This window comes from Stenotrophomonas pavanii, assembly GCF_900101175.1.
Lineage (GTDB): Bacteria > Pseudomonadota > Gammaproteobacteria > Xanthomonadales > Xanthomonadaceae > Stenotrophomonas > Stenotrophomonas pavanii.
This window is the reverse complement of sequence record NZ_FNFQ01000006.1, coordinates 20,958-39,405: the sequence shown is the minus strand read 5'-3', so window position 1 is coordinate 39,405 and position 18,448 is coordinate 20,958. Positions and strand designations below refer to the sequence as shown.

Annotated in this window: 12 protein-coding genes; 6 read left to right on the top strand and 6 right to left on the bottom strand. The window is 67.3% G+C overall.

Translation table 11 applies throughout. The annotated features are described in order from the left end of the window. Positions 1-22 precede the first annotated feature (22 nt). Entirely contained in the window at positions 23-505 is a 483-nt protein-coding gene (locus BLS66_RS11415) for a LuxR family transcriptional regulator (RefSeq protein ID WP_074725907.1), read from the top strand. Positions 506-554: 49 nt separating this feature from the next. On the opposite strand, the gene aceE is transcribed toward BLS66_RS11415, so the two are convergent. Then, complete coding sequence (aceE, locus tag BLS66_RS11410; protein ID WP_074725906.1) at positions 555-3,227, bottom strand: pyruvate dehydrogenase (acetyl-transferring), homodimeric type; 2,673 nt, start codon at positions 3,225-3,227, stop codon at positions 555-557. Between the two features lie 243 nt (positions 3,228-3,470). Beyond that, positions 3,471-3,770, bottom strand: coding sequence for a hypothetical protein (locus BLS66_RS11405; RefSeq protein WP_057493854.1), 300 nt, complete (start codon positions 3,768-3,770; stop codon positions 3,471-3,473). A 135-nt stretch (positions 3,771-3,905) separates the two neighbouring features. Here BLS66_RS11405 and BLS66_RS11400 point away from each other — a divergent pair, with 135 nt between their 5' ends. The 4 genes from BLS66_RS11400 (at position 3,906) to BLS66_RS11385 (ending at position 10,112) form a co-directional block, all read left to right on the top strand. After that, positions 3,906-4,421, top strand: a complete 516-nt coding sequence (locus tag BLS66_RS11400; protein ID WP_074725905.1) for an RNA polymerase sigma factor — start codon at positions 3,906-3,908, stop codon at positions 4,419-4,421. Then, positions 4,418-5,431: a FecR family protein gene (locus BLS66_RS11395; RefSeq protein WP_074725904.1), complete on the top strand. Its 1,014-nt coding sequence runs from the start codon at positions 4,418-4,420 to the stop codon at positions 5,429-5,431. Before BLS66_RS11400 ends, BLS66_RS11395 begins: the two co-directional genes overlap by 4 nt. Before the next feature lie 141 nt (positions 5,432-5,572). Continuing rightward, the gene (locus BLS66_RS11390; RefSeq protein WP_074725903.1) at positions 5,573-8,506 is read left to right on the top strand and encodes a TonB-dependent receptor; all 2,934 of its coding nucleotides are present in this window, start codon (positions 5,573-5,575) and stop codon (positions 8,504-8,506) included. A 10-nt stretch (positions 8,507-8,516) separates the two neighbouring features. Further along, a complete protein-coding gene (locus BLS66_RS11385) occupies positions 8,517-10,112 on the top strand; it encodes an alkaline phosphatase D family protein (protein WP_074725902.1) in 1,596 nt (531 codons plus the stop codon). Between the two features lie 108 nt (positions 10,113-10,220). Here the strand turns inward: BLS66_RS11385 and BLS66_RS11380 are convergent, their stop codons facing one another. The 4 genes from BLS66_RS11380 to BLS66_RS11365 all read right to left on the bottom strand — a co-directional run bounded on the left by BLS66_RS11380 (position 10,221) and on the right by BLS66_RS11365 (position 17,101). Further along, positions 10,221-12,329, bottom strand: coding sequence for a phosphocholine-specific phospholipase C (locus BLS66_RS11380; protein WP_074725901.1), 2,109 nt, complete (start codon positions 12,327-12,329; stop codon positions 10,221-10,223). A gap of 8 nt (positions 12,330-12,337) precedes the next feature. Then, the gene (locus tag BLS66_RS11375; protein ID WP_074725900.1) at positions 12,338-14,716 is read right to left on the bottom strand and encodes a TonB-dependent receptor domain-containing protein; all 2,379 of its coding nucleotides are present in this window, start codon (positions 14,714-14,716) and stop codon (positions 12,338-12,340) included. A gap of 115 nt (positions 14,717-14,831) precedes the next feature. Further along, positions 14,832-15,758 (bottom strand): c-type cytochrome, encoded by a 927-nt coding sequence (locus BLS66_RS11370; protein WP_074725899.1) that lies wholly within the window; start codon positions 15,756-15,758, stop codon positions 14,832-14,834. Beyond that, positions 15,755-17,101 (bottom strand): c-type cytochrome, encoded by a 1,347-nt coding sequence (locus BLS66_RS11365; protein WP_074725898.1) that lies wholly within the window; start codon positions 17,099-17,101, stop codon positions 15,755-15,757. The genes BLS66_RS11370 and BLS66_RS11365 overlap by 4 nt, the downstream gene beginning before the upstream one ends. A 184-nt stretch (positions 17,102-17,285) precedes the next feature. Between BLS66_RS11365 and BLS66_RS11360 the strand changes: the two genes are divergently transcribed. Then, positions 17,286-18,404: an alpha/beta fold hydrolase gene (locus BLS66_RS11360; protein ID WP_074725897.1), complete on the top strand. Its 1,119-nt coding sequence runs from the start codon at positions 17,286-17,288 to the stop codon at positions 18,402-18,404. Positions 18,405-18,448 lie beyond the last annotated feature (44 nt).

Genomic DNA, 18,448 nt, shown 5'->3' with positions numbered 1-18,448 from the left:
CTCCACTGGAACGGAGCAACGTATGAAGCTGTTGTCCGCGGTGTTGTTGTGTGCGTGCTCGCTGCCGATCGCGTCGGCACTGGCCGGGGAGGCATCCCCCTCGCCACTGCTGGGGCGCTGGTCGCTGGATACAGCGACCTCGGCATTACCCGAAGCGCAGCGCCCGAAGCGGGTGGTGCTGGAGTTCAGGGATGCCGGGGGGGGCCGCTGGAGCTCGCACGTGGACATCGTCCTGCACGACGGCAAGACCATGAAGTCCGACGGCACGTTGGCGCTGGATGGCACGCCGGGTGCCTTGTCCGGCACCTACGGCGCGGACAAGGCCAACCTGAAACTGCCGGCGCCGAATACGCTGGTGATGCAGCTGGTGGACCACGGCACGCCGGCCTCCACCCGCATCTACACGGTGGCCGATGACCACGCGACGATGACCGAGACCAAGGCGTTCTACGCCCACGACGGTACACCGATCCTGCAGACGAACCTGTTCAAGCGCATGCCGTAGCGTTGCGGTGTTCACCACGCCCGCGACGGGCGTGGTGAACACGGCTGTCTTACACTGCGGCCGGGTCGCGCTTGCCGATGTCGATGCGGTACTTGTCGATGGCGTCCTGCATCCGCGAGCGCTCGATGCGGCCTTCGTCGGCCAGGGCCTTCAGGGCGGCCAGCACGATGAAGTGGCGATCCACTTCGAAGAACGTGCGCAGCGCTTCCCGTGTATCCGAGCGGCCGAAGCCATCGGTGCCGAGCGCGATGAAGCGCCGGTCGTTGATGAAGGGCCGGATCTGGTCGCCGACGATCTTCATGTAGTCGGTGGCCACCACCACCGGGCCTTCATGGCCCTGCAGGCACTGCTGCACGTAGGGTACGCGCGGTTCTTCGGCCGGATGCAGCAGGTTCCAGCGCTCAGCGGCCAGCCCGTCGCGGCGCAGTTCGGTCAGGCTGGTCGCGCTCCACACATCGCTGGCGATGCCGAAGTCCTGCTGCAGCAGGTCGGCCGCCGCTTCCACCTCGCGCAGGATCGCGCCGCTGCCCATCAGCTGCACGCGCGGCTGCGAGGCGTTGTCGGCGGCTGCCGGATGCAGCAGGTACAGGCCCTTCAGGATGCCCGCCTCGGCGCCTTCGGGCAGTGCCGGCTGCGGGTAGTTCTCGTTGAGCACGGTGATGTAGTAGTAGATGTCTTCCTGCTCGACATACATGCGGCGCAGGCCGTCGTGGATGATCACCGCCAGCTCGTAGGTGTAGGTCGGGTCGTAGGACACGCAGCTGGGGACCACCGACGACAGCACGTGGCTGTGGCCGTCGTCGTGCTGCAGGCCTTCGCCCATCAGCGTGGTACGGCCCGAGGTGGCGCCGAGCAGGAAACCACGCGTACGCGCGTCGGCAGCGGCCCAGGCCAGGTCGCCGACGCGCTGCAGGCCGAACATCGAATAGAAGATGTAGAACGGGATCGTGGCCAGGCCATGGTTGCTGTAGGCGGTGCCGGCGGCGATCCACGAACAGATCGCTCCGGACTCGTTGATGCCTTCCTGCAGGATCTGGCCGTCCTTGGCTTCCTTGTAGTAGCTCAGCTGGCCGGCGTCCTGCGGGGTGTACAGCTGGCCCAGGTAGGAATGAATGCCGATCTGGCGGAACAGGCCTTCCATGCCGAAGGTGCGCGATTCATCGGGCACGATCGGAATCACCCGCTTGCCCAGTTCCGGGTCCTTCAGCAGGCTGCTGAGGATGCGCACGAAGCCCATGGTGGTGGACTGGCCGCGATCGCCGCTGCCCTGCAGCTGGGTGTTGAAGATCGACAGCGGCGGCAGCGGCAGCGGATCGACCCTGGCCAGGCGCGCTGGCAGCTGGCCGCCCTGGATGCTGCGGCGCCCGGCGAAGTAGGCGGCCTCGGCGCTGCCCGGCTCCGGGCGCAGGTACGGCATTTCCTCGAGCTGGTCGTCGCTGACCGGCAGGTTGAAGCGGTCGCGGAAGGCGCGCACCGCGTCGGCGCTCATCTTCTTCAGCTGGTGGTTGATGTTCTGGCCTTCGCCGGCTTCACCCATGCCGAAACCCTTGACCGTCTTGGCCAGGATCACGGTCGGGCGGCCACGGGTGTCCACTGCCTGCTGGTAGGCGGCGAACACCTTCTGCGGATCGTGGCCGCCACGTGCCAGCGCCCAGATGTCGTCGTCGCTCATGTGTGCGACCCGCTCCAGCAGCTCGGGATAGCGGCCGAAGAAATGCTCGCGCACGTAGGCGCCATTCTGCGACTTGAAGGTCTGGTAGTCGCCGTCCACGCATTCCATCATGCGCCGGCGCAGCAGGCCGTCGTGGTCACAGGCCAGGAGCGCGTCCCAGCCGCCGCCCCAGATCAGCTTGATCACGTTCCAGCCGGCGGCGCGGAAGGTGCCTTCCAGCTCCTGGATGACCTTGGCATTGCCGCGCACCGGCCCGTCCAGCCGCTGCAGGTTGCAGTTGACCACGAACACGATGTTGTCCAGCCGCTCGCGGCCGGCCAGCGAGATCGCCGCAAGCGACTCGGGCTGGTCCATCTCGCCGTCGCCGAGGAAGGCCCAGACCTTGCGCCCCTGGTGTTCTTTCAGGCCGCGGTACTCCAGGTAGCGCATGTAGCGCGCCTGGTAGGCGGCGGTGAGTGGGCCCAGTCCCATCGATACGGTGGGGAACTGCCAGAACTCCGGCATCAGGCGCGGATGTGGGTATGAAGACAGGCCCTCGCGACCGGCTTCGCGGCGGAAATTGTCCATCGTTGCCGCGTCGATGCGGCCTTCCACGTAGGCGCGGCCATAGATGCCGGGTGCCGAATGGCCCTGGATGTAGATCAGGTCGCCGTCGAAGGTATCGGTGCGGCCACGGAAGAAGTGGTCGAAGCCCACGTCGTACAGCACCGCTGCCGACTGGTAGGTGGCGATGTGGCCGCCGACGTTCGAGTGCTTGCCGGCACGCAGCACCATTACCATCGCGTTCCAGCGGATCATCGCGTTCAGGCGGCGCTCGATGGCCAGGTCACCGGGGTAGGCCGGCTGGCGCTCGGGCGGGATAGTGTTGACGTAGGCGGTCCAGGCACGGGCATGCAGGTCGCCGTGCTGCTGGGCGTCCAGCTCGCTCAGCTGGTCGATGAGGTAGTGCGCGCGCGGTTGCCCGCCGGCCTGCATCACCGCCTCCAGCGATTCACGCCACTCGCGTGTTTCCAGCGGGTCGGTATCGAAGGGGATCGGGGTTGGGTTCATGGCTGTCTCCAGAGGGCGCCGGTCGGACATCCACCGGGGCGACAACACCGGCAGGGCGCACAGCACTGGAGCGGGGTCGCAACGGCGGGGCCGTGACGCGAAGGGCGACCGTGGCGGTCACCGAGAGCGCCAGCCTAGGCCCGCGCGGCCGGCGTCGATAGGCGGCGCGGGCTTGGGTCTCTGCAAAGCCGGGGTTGGCGCCGCGCGCCGTATCATCGGCAGTGCGCCGGTCGTGCCAACCGATCAGCCCGGGAGCAGGCCGGGAAAGAACACCGGAATGATCGCCACGCCGATGGCCAGCAGGCACCAGGCAACGATGGGCAGCCCGCGCGCCAGCCGCTGGGTGGTCTCCGGCGCACGCGGGCCGGCGATCCACAGCAGCAGCGTCAGCAGCCCAAGCGCGTAGGCGAGGGCGACGACGACCGGATGCACGTGGACGACCCGGCTGGGCGGCCACATCTGCTGCTGGTAGGCCGTGGTGTGCGCAACCAGCAGCAGGAACAGCAGGCTGCTGAGGGTATTGATGGCGGTGCGTGCGTTCATTGGAGCACTCCTTGTGCGGGTCGCCGCGGTGGCGGGGGCGGCAGTCTAGCGGTTGCCCGCCGCTCGCTGAAACGCCCCTGTCATCGACGACCGTCACCCTGCGGGGCTTTCCAGCCTGCGGAGGGTTGGCCGGCCGTGAACAGCGTGAGGATCTGGGAGCAGCGCTACGAACTGCGGCGCCGGCTGCTGCGTGGCTTCTTCCTGCGCCGCGGCTCGGCCCGCGAGGATGCCGAAGACCTGGCAAAGGAGGTCTACCTGCGCCTGCTGCGCAGCACCGGCGAGCACGCCGATGCCGTCGAGAATCCGGAAGCCTACCTGTTCACCGTGGCCGCCAACCTGGCGCGCGAGCATGCACGCGCACGCTCGTCGCTGCCGCCACTGGAAGACGTCGATCTGCTGGCCGAAGTATTGAAGAGCGAAGAAGACATCGAAGGCGAGTTCGAACGCGCACAGCGCTGGAACGACATCCGCAGCACCATCGAGCAGCTGCCGGCGACCACCCGGCGGGTGATGGAACTGCACTACCGCGACGGGCTGGACTGCCCCGGAATCAGCCAGCAGCTGCAGGTGTCGGTGCACATGGTGCGCAAGCACATCGGCAAGGGGCTGGAAGCCTGCAGGAAGGCGCTGCGCGCCAGGGAGCGCGCATGAACCGGGATCCATCGCGGTGGCTGGACGACGAGGTCGCCCGTGAGGCGGCGCACTGGTTCCTGTGCAATCGCGAGGGAACGCTGGATGCAGCGGGACGCGCTGCGTTGCTGGAATGGATGAAGCGCTCGCCCGAGCATGTGCGCGCCTACCTGCGTGCTCTCGCGTTGCACCGGCAGGTGGGCGAGGCGCTGCAGTCGCAGGTGCCCGGAGCGTTGCCGGTGGCATCGCCGGTGTCGGCGAAGGTCGTGCCCTTGTTCGGCACTGCACCAGCGCCGACGGGCGCCACGCCACGCTACGGCCGCGCGCGCTGGAGGATGGCGGCGGCCTGCATCGGCGTTCTGGCCGCAGGCCTGCTGCCCTGGATGATGCCGAGCGAGCAGATCCATGGCACCGGTCACGCCGAACTGCGCGACCTGGTGCTGCCTGACCAGACCCAGGTGCGACTGAACGCGGACAGTCGCCTGCGGGTGCGCATGGGCTGGTTCGGTCGCCAGGTGGAGCTGCTGCAGGGTGAGGCCACGTTCGACATCGCCCGCGACCGCCGTCCGTTCGAGGTGAAAGTGAACGGCCTGGAGATCCGAGACATCGGCACCGTCTTCGACGTGTCGCGACGGCTGCAGAGCACGCGCATCGGTGTGGTTTCCGGCGAGGTCGAGGTCTGGAGCCAGGGCGCGGGCGCCCGCCGCCTGGCCCAGTTGGGGCAGGGCCGGGTGGTACAGGTCGACGCGCGCAGCCATGCGGTGGAGTCATTGGACATGCCACTGTCGATGCTGCTGGACTGGCAGCAGCGCAAAGTGTCCTTCCTTGACGAGCGCCTGGACGAAGTGGCTGCTGCCTTCAATCGGCACAACCAGGTGCAGGTGCGCGTGCTGGACGAAGGCGCGGCATCGGCACGGTTGTCCGGCAGTCTCGATGCGCATCGCATCGGTGCGCTGCAGGCCTTCCTCGAGCGCGACCCGCGTTTCGTGGTGCGGCGCGAGGGCGATACGGTGCGGGTCGGCAGCCGCTGAGCCCGGTGTGGGCGCGCGCTGTCAGAAAAAATTCATCGAATCCGCGTTCTCCACTTCGGCGGATGCGGGCTCTTACATGGGAGAAGCCGCTGCCGAGTCACGCAGCGGCGCCTGCTGTCTTCTCTCCTGCAAGGACCCGTGATGCGCAACACGCTCTACCTGTCGATCATCCTCGCCCTGTCTCCCTGTAGCGTGGCACCGGCCGTCGCTGCCGCGCCCGATGGCCTGCAGGCGCGCGTGTCCACGCCGATCGCGGCACAGCCGCTGGCGCGCGCGCTGGAGCAGCTGTCGCGCAGTTCCGGCGTCCAGTTCCTGTACTCGGCCGATGGCGATGCCCGCATGGCCGGTGTGGTGCCGCGCGGTGCCACCGTCAGGCAGGCGCTGGATGCACTGCTGGCGGGGAGCGGACTGGGCTACACCGTGGTGGATGGCAATGTCATCGCCATCGACCCGACCCCCGTGCACGACGCGCCGAAGCCAGCCGTACCGAAGCCGCGCGAAGCCGAGGCGATGGTCGCGCCGACGCTGGGCACGGTGAAGGTGATTGCCGCGCATGAGGTGATCGACCAGAAGAAGACCTCGCCGGTGATCAAGGATTCGGTGGTCTACGATGAGATGGACAGCTACGGCGACGAAACCCTGGCCGAAAGCCTGATGGCCGCGCCCGGCCTGAGTGCGGTGGAAGATGCCGGCGAGCCACGCTACGTGACCGTGCGCGGCGTGCAGGCCAATCTCAACTACACCACCATCGATGGCATCGCCATTGCGAGCGTGGGGGGCAGCGGGTCGGGTGAGCGCATGAACAACCTGCAGCTGATTCCCAGCGACATCGGTACCCGCACCGACATCTACAAGAGCTTCAGTGCGGAGCAGGCACCGGACGCGATCGGCGGTGTGATCGACATCATCAGCCGCAGTGCCTTCGACCGGTCCGGCAAGTACGTGTTTGCCGATGTGGCAGGCATCTATTCGACCGCCGAGACCAACGTCGAGCGCAGCGCTGGCGGCAACCACGAGACGCTCGGTCACTTCGGCAAGAGCGCCAAGATGGTGTTCTCCAGCCCGTTCGGCGCCGACCAGGAATTCGGCATCGTTGCGGTGGCCCGCTACGAGCAACGCTCGCGCAACAGCGTCAAGCGCTGGGTGGAGTCGAACTACTACTACAACGACGCTGGCAAGTACCTCACCGACGGCACCACCGGGCCGGACGAAGCCAAGGGCTGGAACGGGCTGCGCGCGCCTGGCAACTTCAGCACTGGCACCTATACCAACTTCATCACCAATTTTGGCGGCTCCGCCAAGCTTGAGTGGAAGCCCTCGGATGACCCGTTCTACGCATCGCTGCTGCTGTACTCGTACCGGTTCTACGAGAACTCGACGATGAACAAGACCGATCTGTATGGCAATGCCAAGTTCCCGATCCGCAACCAGACCGAGGACAGCGGCACCACCCAGATCAACAGCATCTACATCAAGAACCGCCACGACCGTTGGGACCGCAGCAACCGGGGCGCGATCGCCAGCTTCAACTGGGACATCGGCGAGCGTTCGCGGCTGACCCTGCGTGGCGGCCATAGCGAAGAGACCTTCCACAACAACCAGGTCTACTGGGGCGTGCGCGCCTACCCCAGCAATCTGTTCGTCGACTACGAGAACGACAGCCACGGGTTCCCCAACGCGGTGGCGGTATCCGATTCCAGCCTGCTGACCAGCTCCGCGTTCAAGCTCAATCCTGCGCAGGCCTACGTCTCCCCCCGCAACGCCAGGGAGAGCATCGACAACCTGCGCGCCGACGTCAGCTACAACATCGACGCCGATGCGCGGGGCTTCGGCTTGGCCGCCGGCGCCGAATACCGCCATCTGAAGATCTGGCAGGACATCGACTTCGACTACTTCAAGAGCAGTGCCACGCTCAACGATTACCTGTATCCGGGTTCGACGCTGCTGGGCAGCGTGCCGGGCTTCCCGCTGATCGACAACCGCAAGTGGAACGAGCAACTGCTGCCGAAACTGGGCAACAACAATGCGGCGTATCCCAATGCCAACTTCACCAGCGACTACAAGTACGTGGAGGACATCACCAACGCCTATGTGTCCGCGCACTACGCGTGGGACCGGCTGCTGCTGATCGGCGGCCTGCGCTACGACCACACCCGCTTCGATGCGTACAGCCCGTTCAGCGATGACGGTGGCACCACCTACAGTCCGGCGTTCCGCACGACCAGTGGCGGCTACAACAACCTGCTTCCTTCGTTGAACGCGACCTTCAAGCTGAGCGAGGACCAGCGCCTGCGCTTCTCTGCAAGCCGCACGCTGGGCCGGCCGACGCCGAGCAACATCGCCCAGGCCACCAGCACCAGTTGTGGCGACGACGAGGAAGGCAGGGGCTTCTGCACCATCAAGCAGGGCAATGCGGACCTGCAGCCGCGCCGTTCCACCAACCTCGACCTGGCCTGGGATCTGTACTTCAACGGCAACAACGGCCTGGTTTCGGTGGCGCTGTTCGACAAGGTGATCAAGGACGACATCTACACCCTGACCACCTTCGAGAACGTGGGAGACACCCGTTACCGGGTGACCCAGCCGATGAACACCGATGAGTCCACGCTGCATGGCGTCGAGTTCGCGGTGGCCAACCGCAACCTGCGGTGGGGCCGCCAGCGCTTCGACATGTATTTCAACGCCACGCGGCTGGAAGGCCGCACCAACTACCGCATCACCGATGGCACCGAGCGGCGCCTGGACCGCCTGCTGTACCAGCCGGACTGGTCGCTCAATGGCTCGGTGATCTGGCGCATGCCGTGGAAGAGCTCGCAACTGCGCCTGTCCGGAACCTATCGCAGCCGGATGCTGGTCGATTTCGGCGATACCCAGTGGCTGGACTCGTACTACGACCCGTACATGACCTTCAACATGGCCTTCAGCCACAAGGTCAGCAGGCACGTGACGCTGAAGTACGAAGCCAAGAACCTGTTCAACACCCAGCCGACCTACAGCACCGGTCCGAACGGGCGCTTCCGCACCGAGATCGACGACTACGGCCGCTTCTTCTACTTCCACATCATCTACAACTGAGGGCGCAGCCGTGGACACGATCAATCGCAGGCGATTCCTGGCCCTGGCCGGCCTGTCCGCCGCCGGCGCCTGGATGGGCACGGCACGCGCGCTGGCCGCGCAGGCCGATGCCACCGCGCTGAACCCGCGCAACCTGCTGGCCTCGCCACGCTTTGCCAGCACACCGTTCACCCTGGGCGTGGCCTCGGGTGATCCGTCCGCCGATGGCATGGTGCTGTGGACGCGGCTGGCGACCGAGCCGCTGGTGTTCGGCGGTGGCATGCCGGCCCGGCCGATGGTGGTCGAATGGCAACTGGCAGCGGACGAAGGCATGCGCAAGGTGGTACGCCAGGGTTCGGCGCTCGCGCATCCCGAACTCGGCCACGCGGTGCACGTGGAACTGGACGGGTTGGCGCCCGGACGGCCCTACTGGTACCGCTTCACCGTTGGAAGCCACGCCAGTGCAGTCGGTTGTACCCGCACGCTGCCTGCGGCCACGGCGGCGGTGGATCGCGTGCGCTTTGTGGTGGCCGGCTGCCAGCACTACGAAGAGGGCCACTACACCGCGTGGCGGCGCATCGCCGAGGAACCGCTGGACTTCGTCTTCCACTACGGTGATTACATCTACGAGGGCGAAAGCCAGCCAGGCCTGCGGAAGATGAACGGCCAGCCGTTCACCAACCTGCGCAATCATGTCGGGCCGCAGACCTACACGCTCGACGATTACCGTCGACGCTACGCCCAGTACAAGAGCGACGCCGACCTGCAGGCCGCGCACGCGTCGGCCCCCTGGTTCGTCACCTTCGATGACCATGAAGTGGACAACAACTGGGCCGGCGCCGAGGACCAGGACGATACGCCCAGCGAGGTGTTCCTGCTGCGCCGTGCGCAGGCGTTCCAGGCGTACTACGAGAACATGCCGCTGCGCCGTTCGGCCTTCCCGCGCGACGGCCACATGCAGCTGTACCGGCGCGCACGCTACGGCACGCTGATGGACCTGCACCTGCTCGACACCCGCCAGTACCGCAGCAAGCAGGTGAACATGGCGCTGCGTGAGGACGTGGAATCACCGGAGCGCAGCATCGTCGGTGCGAAGCAGGAGCGCTGGCTGTTCGATGGGCTGGCCGATGCCGCGCCGCGCTGGCACACCATCGCCCACCAGGTGGCGCTGGGCAACTACATGCGCGAGAAGGACGGGGTGGTGCAGTCGTCCGATGACCAGTGGTCGGGCTACCTGGACAGCCGCCGGCGCCTGCTCGACCACATCCAGAAGGTCGGCTTCGGCAACGTGGTGACCGCCTGTGGCGACGCGCACCGGCATTACGCCAGCGACCTGGTGCAGGACCATCGTGATTCGGGCGTGGTCTCCAGCGAGTTCCTTGCCACTTCGATCACGTCCGGTGCCGATGGCCAGGGCGTGGACGCTTACGCCCGCAACCAGCTTGCGCACAGCCCAAATCTGAAGGCGACCACCGACAAGCGTGGCTATGTGCTGTGCGATGTCACCCGTGATGCGTGGATCGGCGACATGAAGACGCTGGATACGGTGATGCGGCCGAACGGTACCGTGCAGAGCTGGAAGCGCTACGCGGTGGCGCACGGCCGGCCGGGGCTGCAGGAGGCCTGAATCTACCGGTCTGTGCTGTCGAGCCGAGCCTACGCTCGGCTGCTTTCGCCCCGGTCGCACTGCCCCGAAAAAGCAGCCGAGCGTGGGCTCGGCTCGACAGGGGATTCCTCAATCGTGCTCGAACCGCAGCGGTTCGGTGCCCATCGCCGGGTCACTGGTGCCGGGGCGACCATCCTCGGCGCGGCCCGCCAAACGCAGCACACTCTCACCCGCGCTGACGCGCAGGTCGTACCAGCCTGCCGTGGGTGCCGCGTCCCAGGCCACCGTCGTTTCCGCGCGCGCCGGCAGTGCCAGCATCTGCTCTGGCATGTGCCCGGCATAGGCGCCAGCCTGCATGCGCAGCGGCTGTGCGCTGTCCTCCAGGTTGCGCAGGTGCAGCCGCAGTTGGCCATCCGCGTGATCAATCGACGCCTGCACGGCAGGCGTCCTGGCCGCACCCTGGAAGTGACGATGGAAGCCGTTCGGCCCAAGCAGCCACAGGTCATAGCGACCCTGGGCGTCCAGCGGCCAGCGCTCGCGCAGCGGCACGCCCGGGACCAGCGTGTAGCGGCGGGGCACCGCCTCCAGCCGCAGCCGGTCGTAGACGTGCAGTACGGCCGCCGCACCGTCGCAGGACAGCGTCAGATCCACGCCCGAGGCGTCGACCGCGGCCAACGACGCCTGCGGGCGATAGGGCAGGGCACGCGCCGGGCGTACACCGCTTTCCTGTTTCGCCGCCACCAACCCCTCCGGCAGTGAGGGCACGGTACGCCCCGGCAAAGCAGCGGCACGCGCGGCCACTGCGCTGACGTCCGGCAGGCCGCGGACGAACGGGCGGGTATCGCGCTGGGCAAAGTCGAAGGCGTTGCTGAGGTCGCCGCAGACGGCGCGGCGCCACGGCGAGATATCCGGTGCCGCCACACCGAAGCGGCGTTCGATCAGTCGAATGACCGAGGTGTGGTCGTAGACCTGCGAATCGACCCAGCCGCCGCGGCTCCAGGGCGAGATCACGTACAGCGGCACGCGCGGACCCAGCCCATACGGGCGGCCGCGCAGCTCGGCGGCATCGTACTTCTCGTCTCCCGGTGCCGGATGGCGGTGGTACTCGCCCTCGGTGCTGACCGTAGACGTACCCGCCCAGCCACCGTCCACCGGCGAAGGCGGGGCTGGCGGCGGCATGTGGTCGAAGAAGCCGTCGTTCTCGTCGAACATCAGCAGCAGGGCGGTGCGGCTCCACACCTGCGGATCGGCGGTCAGCGCATCCAGCACCCGCGCGGTATAGGCCGCACCCTGGGCGGGGCTGGAGGGGCCGGGATGCTCGCTGCCGGCCGCGTCGGCGATGATGAAGCTGACCTGCGGCAGGCGCCCGTCGATGACATCCTGGCGCAGCTGCGCCAGGCCACGCGTGCTGACCCCGCGTGCGCGCAGCTGCGGGTCATGCCCCGGCGCAGCGCGGTGGGCCTGGCGGAACGCCTCGAAGCCGGCCAGCGGGTTGTCGGTGAAGTTGTCGGCCATGTCCTGGTAGATCTGCCAGGACACGCCGGCGTTCTGCAGACGCTCGACATAGCTGGTCCAGCGGTATGACGCCGGGTGCCCACCCTGTTCGGGAAAGTTGTCGTGCGAGTTGGCGATCACCGGGCCACCAGCACGCGCGTGCGCGTCATTGTGGCCAGTCCACAGGAACACCCGGTTCGGGTTGGTCCCGGCCTGCATCGCGCAGTGGTAGGCGTCGCAGATCGTGAAGGCATCGGCCAGCGCGAACTGGAACGGCAGGTCGCCGCGCTGGAAGTAGCCCATCGCGTGGTTCTGCTTGGCCTTCGGCCATTGCCCCATGCGGCCGTGGTCCCAGGCACGCTGCGCGTCGGGCCAGGTGTGCGGCGTGCCTTCCACCCGCATGTAGCCGAAGTGCGCGGCGGTATCCAGCGGGAAGGGTGCGATCGCGCGCGTGCCGCTCGCGTCGGGCTGCAGCCACAGGCTGCGGGTGCGACCGCCGGCCTGCAGTGCCGGCGCCGGGGCCACGAAGCGATCGCCGAAACCACGTACCCCCGGCAGCGTGCCGAAGTAGTGGTCGAACGAACGGTTCTCCTGCATGAACACCACGATGTGCTGCAGGTCTTCCAGACTGCGGGTCCGCGCCGCAGGCGCGATCGCTGCGGCCCGGGCGATACTGGGCAGCAGCGGGGAAAGGCCGGCGGCAACGCCGGCCTGCAACAACCGGCGTCGGCCGATATCGGTCACGGGCTCACTCACAGGTCCACACGGAAGGAGATGCCGACGGTGCGCGGGGCGCCGATGAAGGCGTTGTCGCGGCCGTCCACCCCAGCAAGATACCGCTTGTCGGTCAGATTGCTCACCACCAGGTTGGCTCCCATGCCCTTCAGCCGCGGCGACAGGCCCTGCAGGTCGAAGCCGATGTTGGCGTTGAACACGGTGGCCGAGGGCAGCGTGTTGACGTTGGCGGCGTCGAGATAGCGCTTGCCCAGGTAACGGCCGGACAGGCCGAAGTTCCAGTTCTCGCCCTGCCAGTCCGCCGACAGGACGAGGGTCTGTTCGGGCTGGCCGATCACCTTGGCGCCGTCGACGATGCCCAACTGGGTATCACGCGCGGCATCGCCACTGCCCAGGTACTTGGAGCGGTTGTAGGTATAGGCGGCGTTGAGGCGCCAGCCGTTGTCCCAGCCATAGCCGAACGCCGCTTCCAGGCCGTTGCTTTCCACGCCGCCGAAGTTCTCGTAGACGCCGTCGGTCTCGCCCAGGTAGTCGATGCCGCTGACGAAGCCGGCCGGCAGGTAGACGATGCGGTTGTCGAACTTGATGTTGTACAGCGTGACCGAGGCGGTCAGCGGCCAGCGGCTGATGCGCATGCCCACTTCGATGTTGTCAGCGGTTTCCGGCTCGACGTTGCGGAAGCGCTGCGGGTCGGTCTCGCCGAGCACGCCGGAGGGAATGGCGGCGAAGTTCTGCGAGAAGCCCGCGAACAGCTCCATGCCTTCCACGCCCGGCGCCCAGGTGAAGCCGGTGGAGAGCAGCGGATCGGACCTGGAATCGGACGTCACGTGTTCGCTGGCGCCGATCACCCGGCGGCGCGACTGGTCGACGAAGAACTGCTTCACGCCCAGGCGCGCGCTGAACGGCCCGAAGCGGGCGACGTCCTCGACGTAGTACATCTGCTCGTCGACCTTGTGCTTGTCTTCGAACTGCACCCAGTACGGCTGGTGGTCGAAGGCGATGTCCTGGCCGACGTTGAGCAGGCGGTGCCAGTCGCGGCGTGCCGAGCGATCCAGCTTCTCGACCCACAGGCCACCCCGGAGGGTGTTGTCGATCGCACCGAAGGTCTGCCGCCACTCGACGTCGGCGGTCACGCCCATGCGGTCATTGTCGTAGTGGGTGTGGCGGTAGGACTGCGCGCCCAGCACGTTGCCGGCATAGCAGTCCGGATCGTATTCGGCGGTGAAGCCCAGCCGCGGCGTGCAGTTGGCCAGGCGCTGCGCGGCGCTGCCGTCGGGATTGACGAAGAAGATCTGGCCACGGTTGCTGCCGCCGTACACGGTCTTGCCACCGAGGTACTCCGACTCGGGACGGCCCGCACCGTCATCGCTGACCTGCGCCAGGTACGGTGGCAGCCAGTCGCCACGACCTTGCATGCGGTGTCCGTAAGCCGCCACCGAAGCCTTGAAGCCGTTGCCGGCATCGAAGGCCGCGCGCAGGTAGCCGAAGGTGTTCTCGCGCAGGGCGCGCGAGCCGGAGCGGTAGTTCTGGTCCAGGTAGGGAATGCCGGTGAGGGTGCCGACCAGGTTGTCGCGATCCGGATTGGTGGCGAAGCCGTTCGGCGACACACTGGTGTATTCCGGCTCGTCGGCGTCGTTGTAGGACAGGTAGCCGGTCAGCGTCCAACGATCGAGTTCGGTGATGAACTTGCCGGCAATGTGGTCGTTGCTGGCCTTGCCGCTGCCGTCGATCCAGTCCTGCACGCGCGCCGACGAGGCGCTGACCCAGGCGCGGGTGTGGCCACCGAGCAGGCCGGTGTCGTAGCGCACGTAGTACTTGCGCGCCTCGTTGTCACCGGCACCGACCACGAAGCGCAGGCGGCTGTCCTGCAGCGGGTCGCTGGTGAGGAAGTTGAGCGTGCCGCCGAGGGCCTCGTTCGAGCGCGAGGAGATATCGGCGGTGCCCTGGCTGACCTCCACCGTTTCCAGGTCGAGGGTGTCGATGTAGCGGTTGGCCAGCGAGCCGCCGCCATAGCCCGAGCCGCCGTTGGGCAGGCCGTCGATGGTGGTGCCTATCTGCTGGGTGTCGCGGTTGGTGACGAAGCCACGCATGCTGATCTGCGTGCCCCACACCGACGAGCCGGTGGCGTCGGCTTCGCTGACCACCACGCCGGGGACTTCATTGAGCGCGTCGTTGACGCTGCTCATCACGGTCTGCCGGTTCAGCGTTTCCGCACGTACCGAAGTCTTGGCGTAGCTGGTGGCCTGGCCGATCACCTGCACCTGGTCGAGGGTGCGGGCCTCACTGCTGCGCGCGTCAGCGGCATCGCCCTGCGGTGCTTCGGCCAGGGCGTCCAGTGCGGGGGCGATCAGCAGGGCAAGCAGCGAGACACGGGGAAAGCGCGCAGACGTTCGCATCGAGACCGGACCTTCAGGGGAGGGAAGCCCCGGAGTGTCGGCAGCGCCAATGACATCGGCATGACGTGACGATGCAGGAATCGTGTTGTGCGACGGCCGGCACCTGCGGCCTGCTTCAGTACCGCGCATCCTTGGGTTTCGGGTCGCGTGGCCAATCCTTGCCCTTGTTGGCGAAGTCCGGCCGCGGCTGGTTGATGAAATAGCCGGCGATGTCCACCGCATCCTGGTCGGGCATCACCTGCTGGCCCAGTGGCGGCTCGCGAGTCACCGCCGGTGGCATGTTGTGCTTGATGAAGCCGGCGGCCTTGTACAGGCGCGCCATGCCGGCGCCGATGTTGAAGCTGTGGTCGCCCCACAGCGGCGGGAAGGCGATGTCCCCGCTGGCGTCGCGCCGTCCTTCGCCGTTGTCGCCGTGGCAGGCAGCGCACTGCACGGCGTACAGCGCCTGGCCACGGATCGGGTCTGCGGTCAGCGTGCTGTCGATGGGCCCCTCACTGGGCGCGGCCACCGTTGCACCTTCTGGCACCGGACTGCTCAACCACGCCATGTAGTCGAGCATCGCGCGCATCTGCGGCGCGTCCTTCGGCAGCGGCTTGCCGTTCATCGAACGCTGCAGGCAGCCGTTGATGCGCTCGGGCAGCCCGATCACCTTGCCCGGACGCGGCATGTAGCGCGGATAGGCGCCGCCGCCGGTATTGAAGTAGTGATTGCCGAAAGGCCGCTTGCCCTCGGCCATATGGCATGAGTTGCAGTTCAGATCGTTGCCGACGTTGTCCGGCAGCAGCCGCGCGGTCTCGTTGAGGATGCGCCGGCCGAGCATCACCGATCCGGCATTGTCCAGGCCGGCAATCTCGTCGGCGCTGGGCGCGGCGTAGTGGCCGACCCGTCTGCCTTGCGCATCGAGGATATCGATCGTGGCGGCCACGGCAGCATCCAGGTCCGGATACAGATGACGGTAGGCGAGGGTACCGGCGCCGGCCAGCATCACCAGGGTGATCGCAGTGCCGGCCAGCAGGCGGGAACGCGTGCGCGAACGCTTCATTGTGCGGCCTCCTGCGGAACGTAGTGCACCGGCTTGTCGCGCACCACCCGGCGCATGCGCGCCACGTCGACCTCGCTCACCGCGCTGGCGTTGTTGCCCCAGCTGCTGCGGATGAAGGTCAGGATCTGCGCCAGGTGCGCGTTCGGCAGGTGCTCGAAGCCCGGCATGCTGAAGGCCATGCGATCGTGCGGGGTGTGCGGCGTGCGTCCGCCGGTCAGGGTCACCTGCACCAGCGAGCTGGGATCATCGGCGAACACGATCGAGTTGCCAGCCAGCGCCGGATAGACGCGGGGCATGCCGCGACCATCGGCGCGGTGGCAGGCCTGGCAGTGCTCGGCGTAGGCCAGCGAACCGGCAGCACGGTAGTCGCCACTGCGCAGCGCGGCGGTGGTGGTGTCGGTACCGGGCGACCACTGCGCACTGCGTCCCTCACGCGCCGGCAGCTGCTTGAGGTAGCGCGCCATCGCCAGCAGGTCGGCATCGGACAGGTACTGCGTGCTGTGCTCGACTACGTCGGCCATGCCACCGAAAGCCGCAGCGCGATCAGTGCGGCCGGTGCGCAGGAACTCGACGATCTCGCCCTCGCTCCAGCTGGCCAGGCCTGTCGATTCGTTACGCAGGTTCTTCGCGTACCAGCCTTCCAGCACCGAACCGGACAGGAACTGGCGGCTGCCATCATCGGCCATCGCCTTTTCCTGGAAGGCCAGGCCGCGTGGCGTGTGGCAGGCGCCGCAATGGGCCAGGCCTTCCACCAGTTCGGCACCACGCTGCTGGCCGGCATCCAGCGCCGGATCCGGGCTGAAGCTGCGCGGGCGTGCGAACAACAGCTGCCACCAGGCCAGCGGCCAGCGCATGTTGGCCGGCCACGGAATCGTGCTGGCGGCGTTGTCCTGCCTCACGGGCTGCACCTCGGCCATGAAATAGGCATAGAGCGCCTTGATTTCGGTATCGCGGGCGATCACGTATGAGGCGTACGGCATCGCCGGATACAGCGGCTGGCCGTCGTGGCGGATGCCGCGGCGAACCGCACGCTCGAAATCGGCGTAGTCGTAGGCACCGATGCCGGTATCCGGATCGGGGGTGATATTGGTCGAGTAGATCGTGCCCATCGGCGTCTGCATGCCGAGGCCACCGGCGAACGGCCTGCCCCCCGGCGCGGTGTGGCACGCCGCGCAGTCGGCGGCGCGCGACACATACCGCCCCTGCGCGATCAGCGCCGGATCGTGGATGTCGACCTGCGCGGTCTGCCGCGGTGCGAACCAGTGCGGCATGCTGCGGGCGATGCCATAGGCGGCGGCCAACGTCGCGGCCAGAGCGAGGGCAAGCTTGATCGAGGTGCGCATGGGTGCACTCTGGGCAAGCACGTGCGCGCGCTCATTGATTCCGATCAATGACTGAACGTGTACAGCTTGCGCGCGAAGCTGAATCATTGCTGCGCTGTCATCAAGCCGTCATCCGCGTGCGATAGATCGGGGCGTATTGGGGCGTTACTGTCCGAGTCTGTCGGATTCCCCCCTATGACGTGCCATGAAGCGCCTGCTGCTGCTGTTGCTGGCGTGCGCCGGCCTGTGGCTGGCTGCATGCTCCTCCTCGATCAATGCCTCGTCCACCTCGCTCGCCGATCGGCTGATTGCGCCAGGTGGTGTCTCGACCCTGCTTGATCGCCCGCGCATCGCTGCGGCCATCGCCGCATTGCCCAACCGCCACGGATTCGCAGCGGGCCGTGATGGCGTGCCGATCTTCTGGCGCGTGTTCGATCCCGGCGATTACGGCGCGCGCTACCACTACCTGCCGCAGCGCCACGAGAACGGCCTGCCATTGGATACCGGGCTGAGCCTGGCCGTGCCGCAGCCCTTCCGCGCGCAGGCGCCGCGTGGCACCGTAGTGCTGCTGCACGGGTGGATGATGAACGGCGATTCGATGCTGCCATGGTCGCTGCAGCTGGCGGAATCCGGCTATCGCGTGGTCACCCTCGACCTGCGCAACCACGGCCAGTCCGGTGCGGGACCGTCCGGCTATGGCACCTACGAATCGGATGACGTCGTCGATGTGATCGGCGCGCTGCGTAGGCGCGGCGAAGTGATCGGGCCGCTGTACCTGTTCGGCGTGTCCTACGGCGCCGCCACGGCCGTGTTCACCGCCGACAAGCTCGGCGACCAGGTGGCCGGCGTGGTGGCGATGGAGTCATTCGCCAATGCCGGCGTGGCGATCCGCACGATGATCCCGCACCTGATGGGGTTGCAGCCGGACGGACTGAAAGCGCAGGCGATGGCGTCGTACGCGCGCTGGCGCTATGGCGGTCAGGACATCAACCAGGTGATTGCTGCGGCCAGCCGCCGCATCGACGTCGATCTGGACCGCGTGGACGTCGCGCGTGCGCTGGCCGATACCCGCGCCTGCGTGCTGCTGCTGCATGGACAGGGCGACCAGCACATTCCGGTCAGCCAGGGCCGCGCGCTCGCCCAGGCCAACCCGCGCGCGCACTACATCGAGATGCGCGGCGAGGACCACATCACCCTGCCGCTGCGGCTGGACCTGCTGGCCGGAGTGGTCGACGACTGGATGGCGCGCGACGCGCACCCTCCGCACAGTGCCTGCCCGGCCCCACAGCTGCCGGCCCAGGCCGAGTGGCTGACGCGAAGCTAAAAAAAAAGGGGACGGAGGGGATTAAGTCGCATCTGCCACAGGTG

Excerpts from the sequence above, each read along its gene's own strand:
- BLS66_RS11415 (WP_074725907.1), top strand. The coding sequence starts at position 23 with ATGAAGCTGTTGTCCGCGGTGTTGTTGTGTGCGTGCTCGCTGCCGATC.
- aceE (WP_074725906.1), bottom strand. The coding sequence starts at position 3,227 with ATGAACCCAACCCCGATCCCCTTCGATACCGACCCGCTGGAAACACGC.
- BLS66_RS11405 (WP_057493854.1), bottom strand. The coding sequence starts at position 3,770 with ATGAACGCACGCACCGCCATCAATACCCTCAGCAGCCTGCTGTTCCTG.
- BLS66_RS11395 (WP_074725904.1), top strand. The coding sequence starts at position 4,418 with ATGAACCGGGATCCATCGCGGTGGCTGGACGACGAGGTCGCCCGTGAG.
- BLS66_RS11390 (WP_074725903.1), top strand. The coding sequence starts at position 5,573 with ATGCGCAACACGCTCTACCTGTCGATCATCCTCGCCCTGTCTCCCTGT.
- BLS66_RS11375 (WP_074725900.1), bottom strand. The coding sequence starts at position 14,716 with ATGCGAACGTCTGCGCGCTTTCCCCGTGTCTCGCTGCTTGCCCTGCTG.
- BLS66_RS11370 (WP_074725899.1), bottom strand. The coding sequence starts at position 15,758 with ATGAAGCGTTCGCGCACGCGTTCCCGCCTGCTGGCCGGCACTGCGATC.
- BLS66_RS11365 (WP_074725898.1), bottom strand. The coding sequence starts at position 17,101 with ATGCGCACCTCGATCAAGCTTGCCCTCGCTCTGGCCGCGACGTTGGCC.
- BLS66_RS11360 (WP_074725897.1), top strand. The coding sequence starts at position 17,286 with ATGAAGCGCCTGCTGCTGCTGTTGCTGGCGTGCGCCGGCCTGTGGCTG.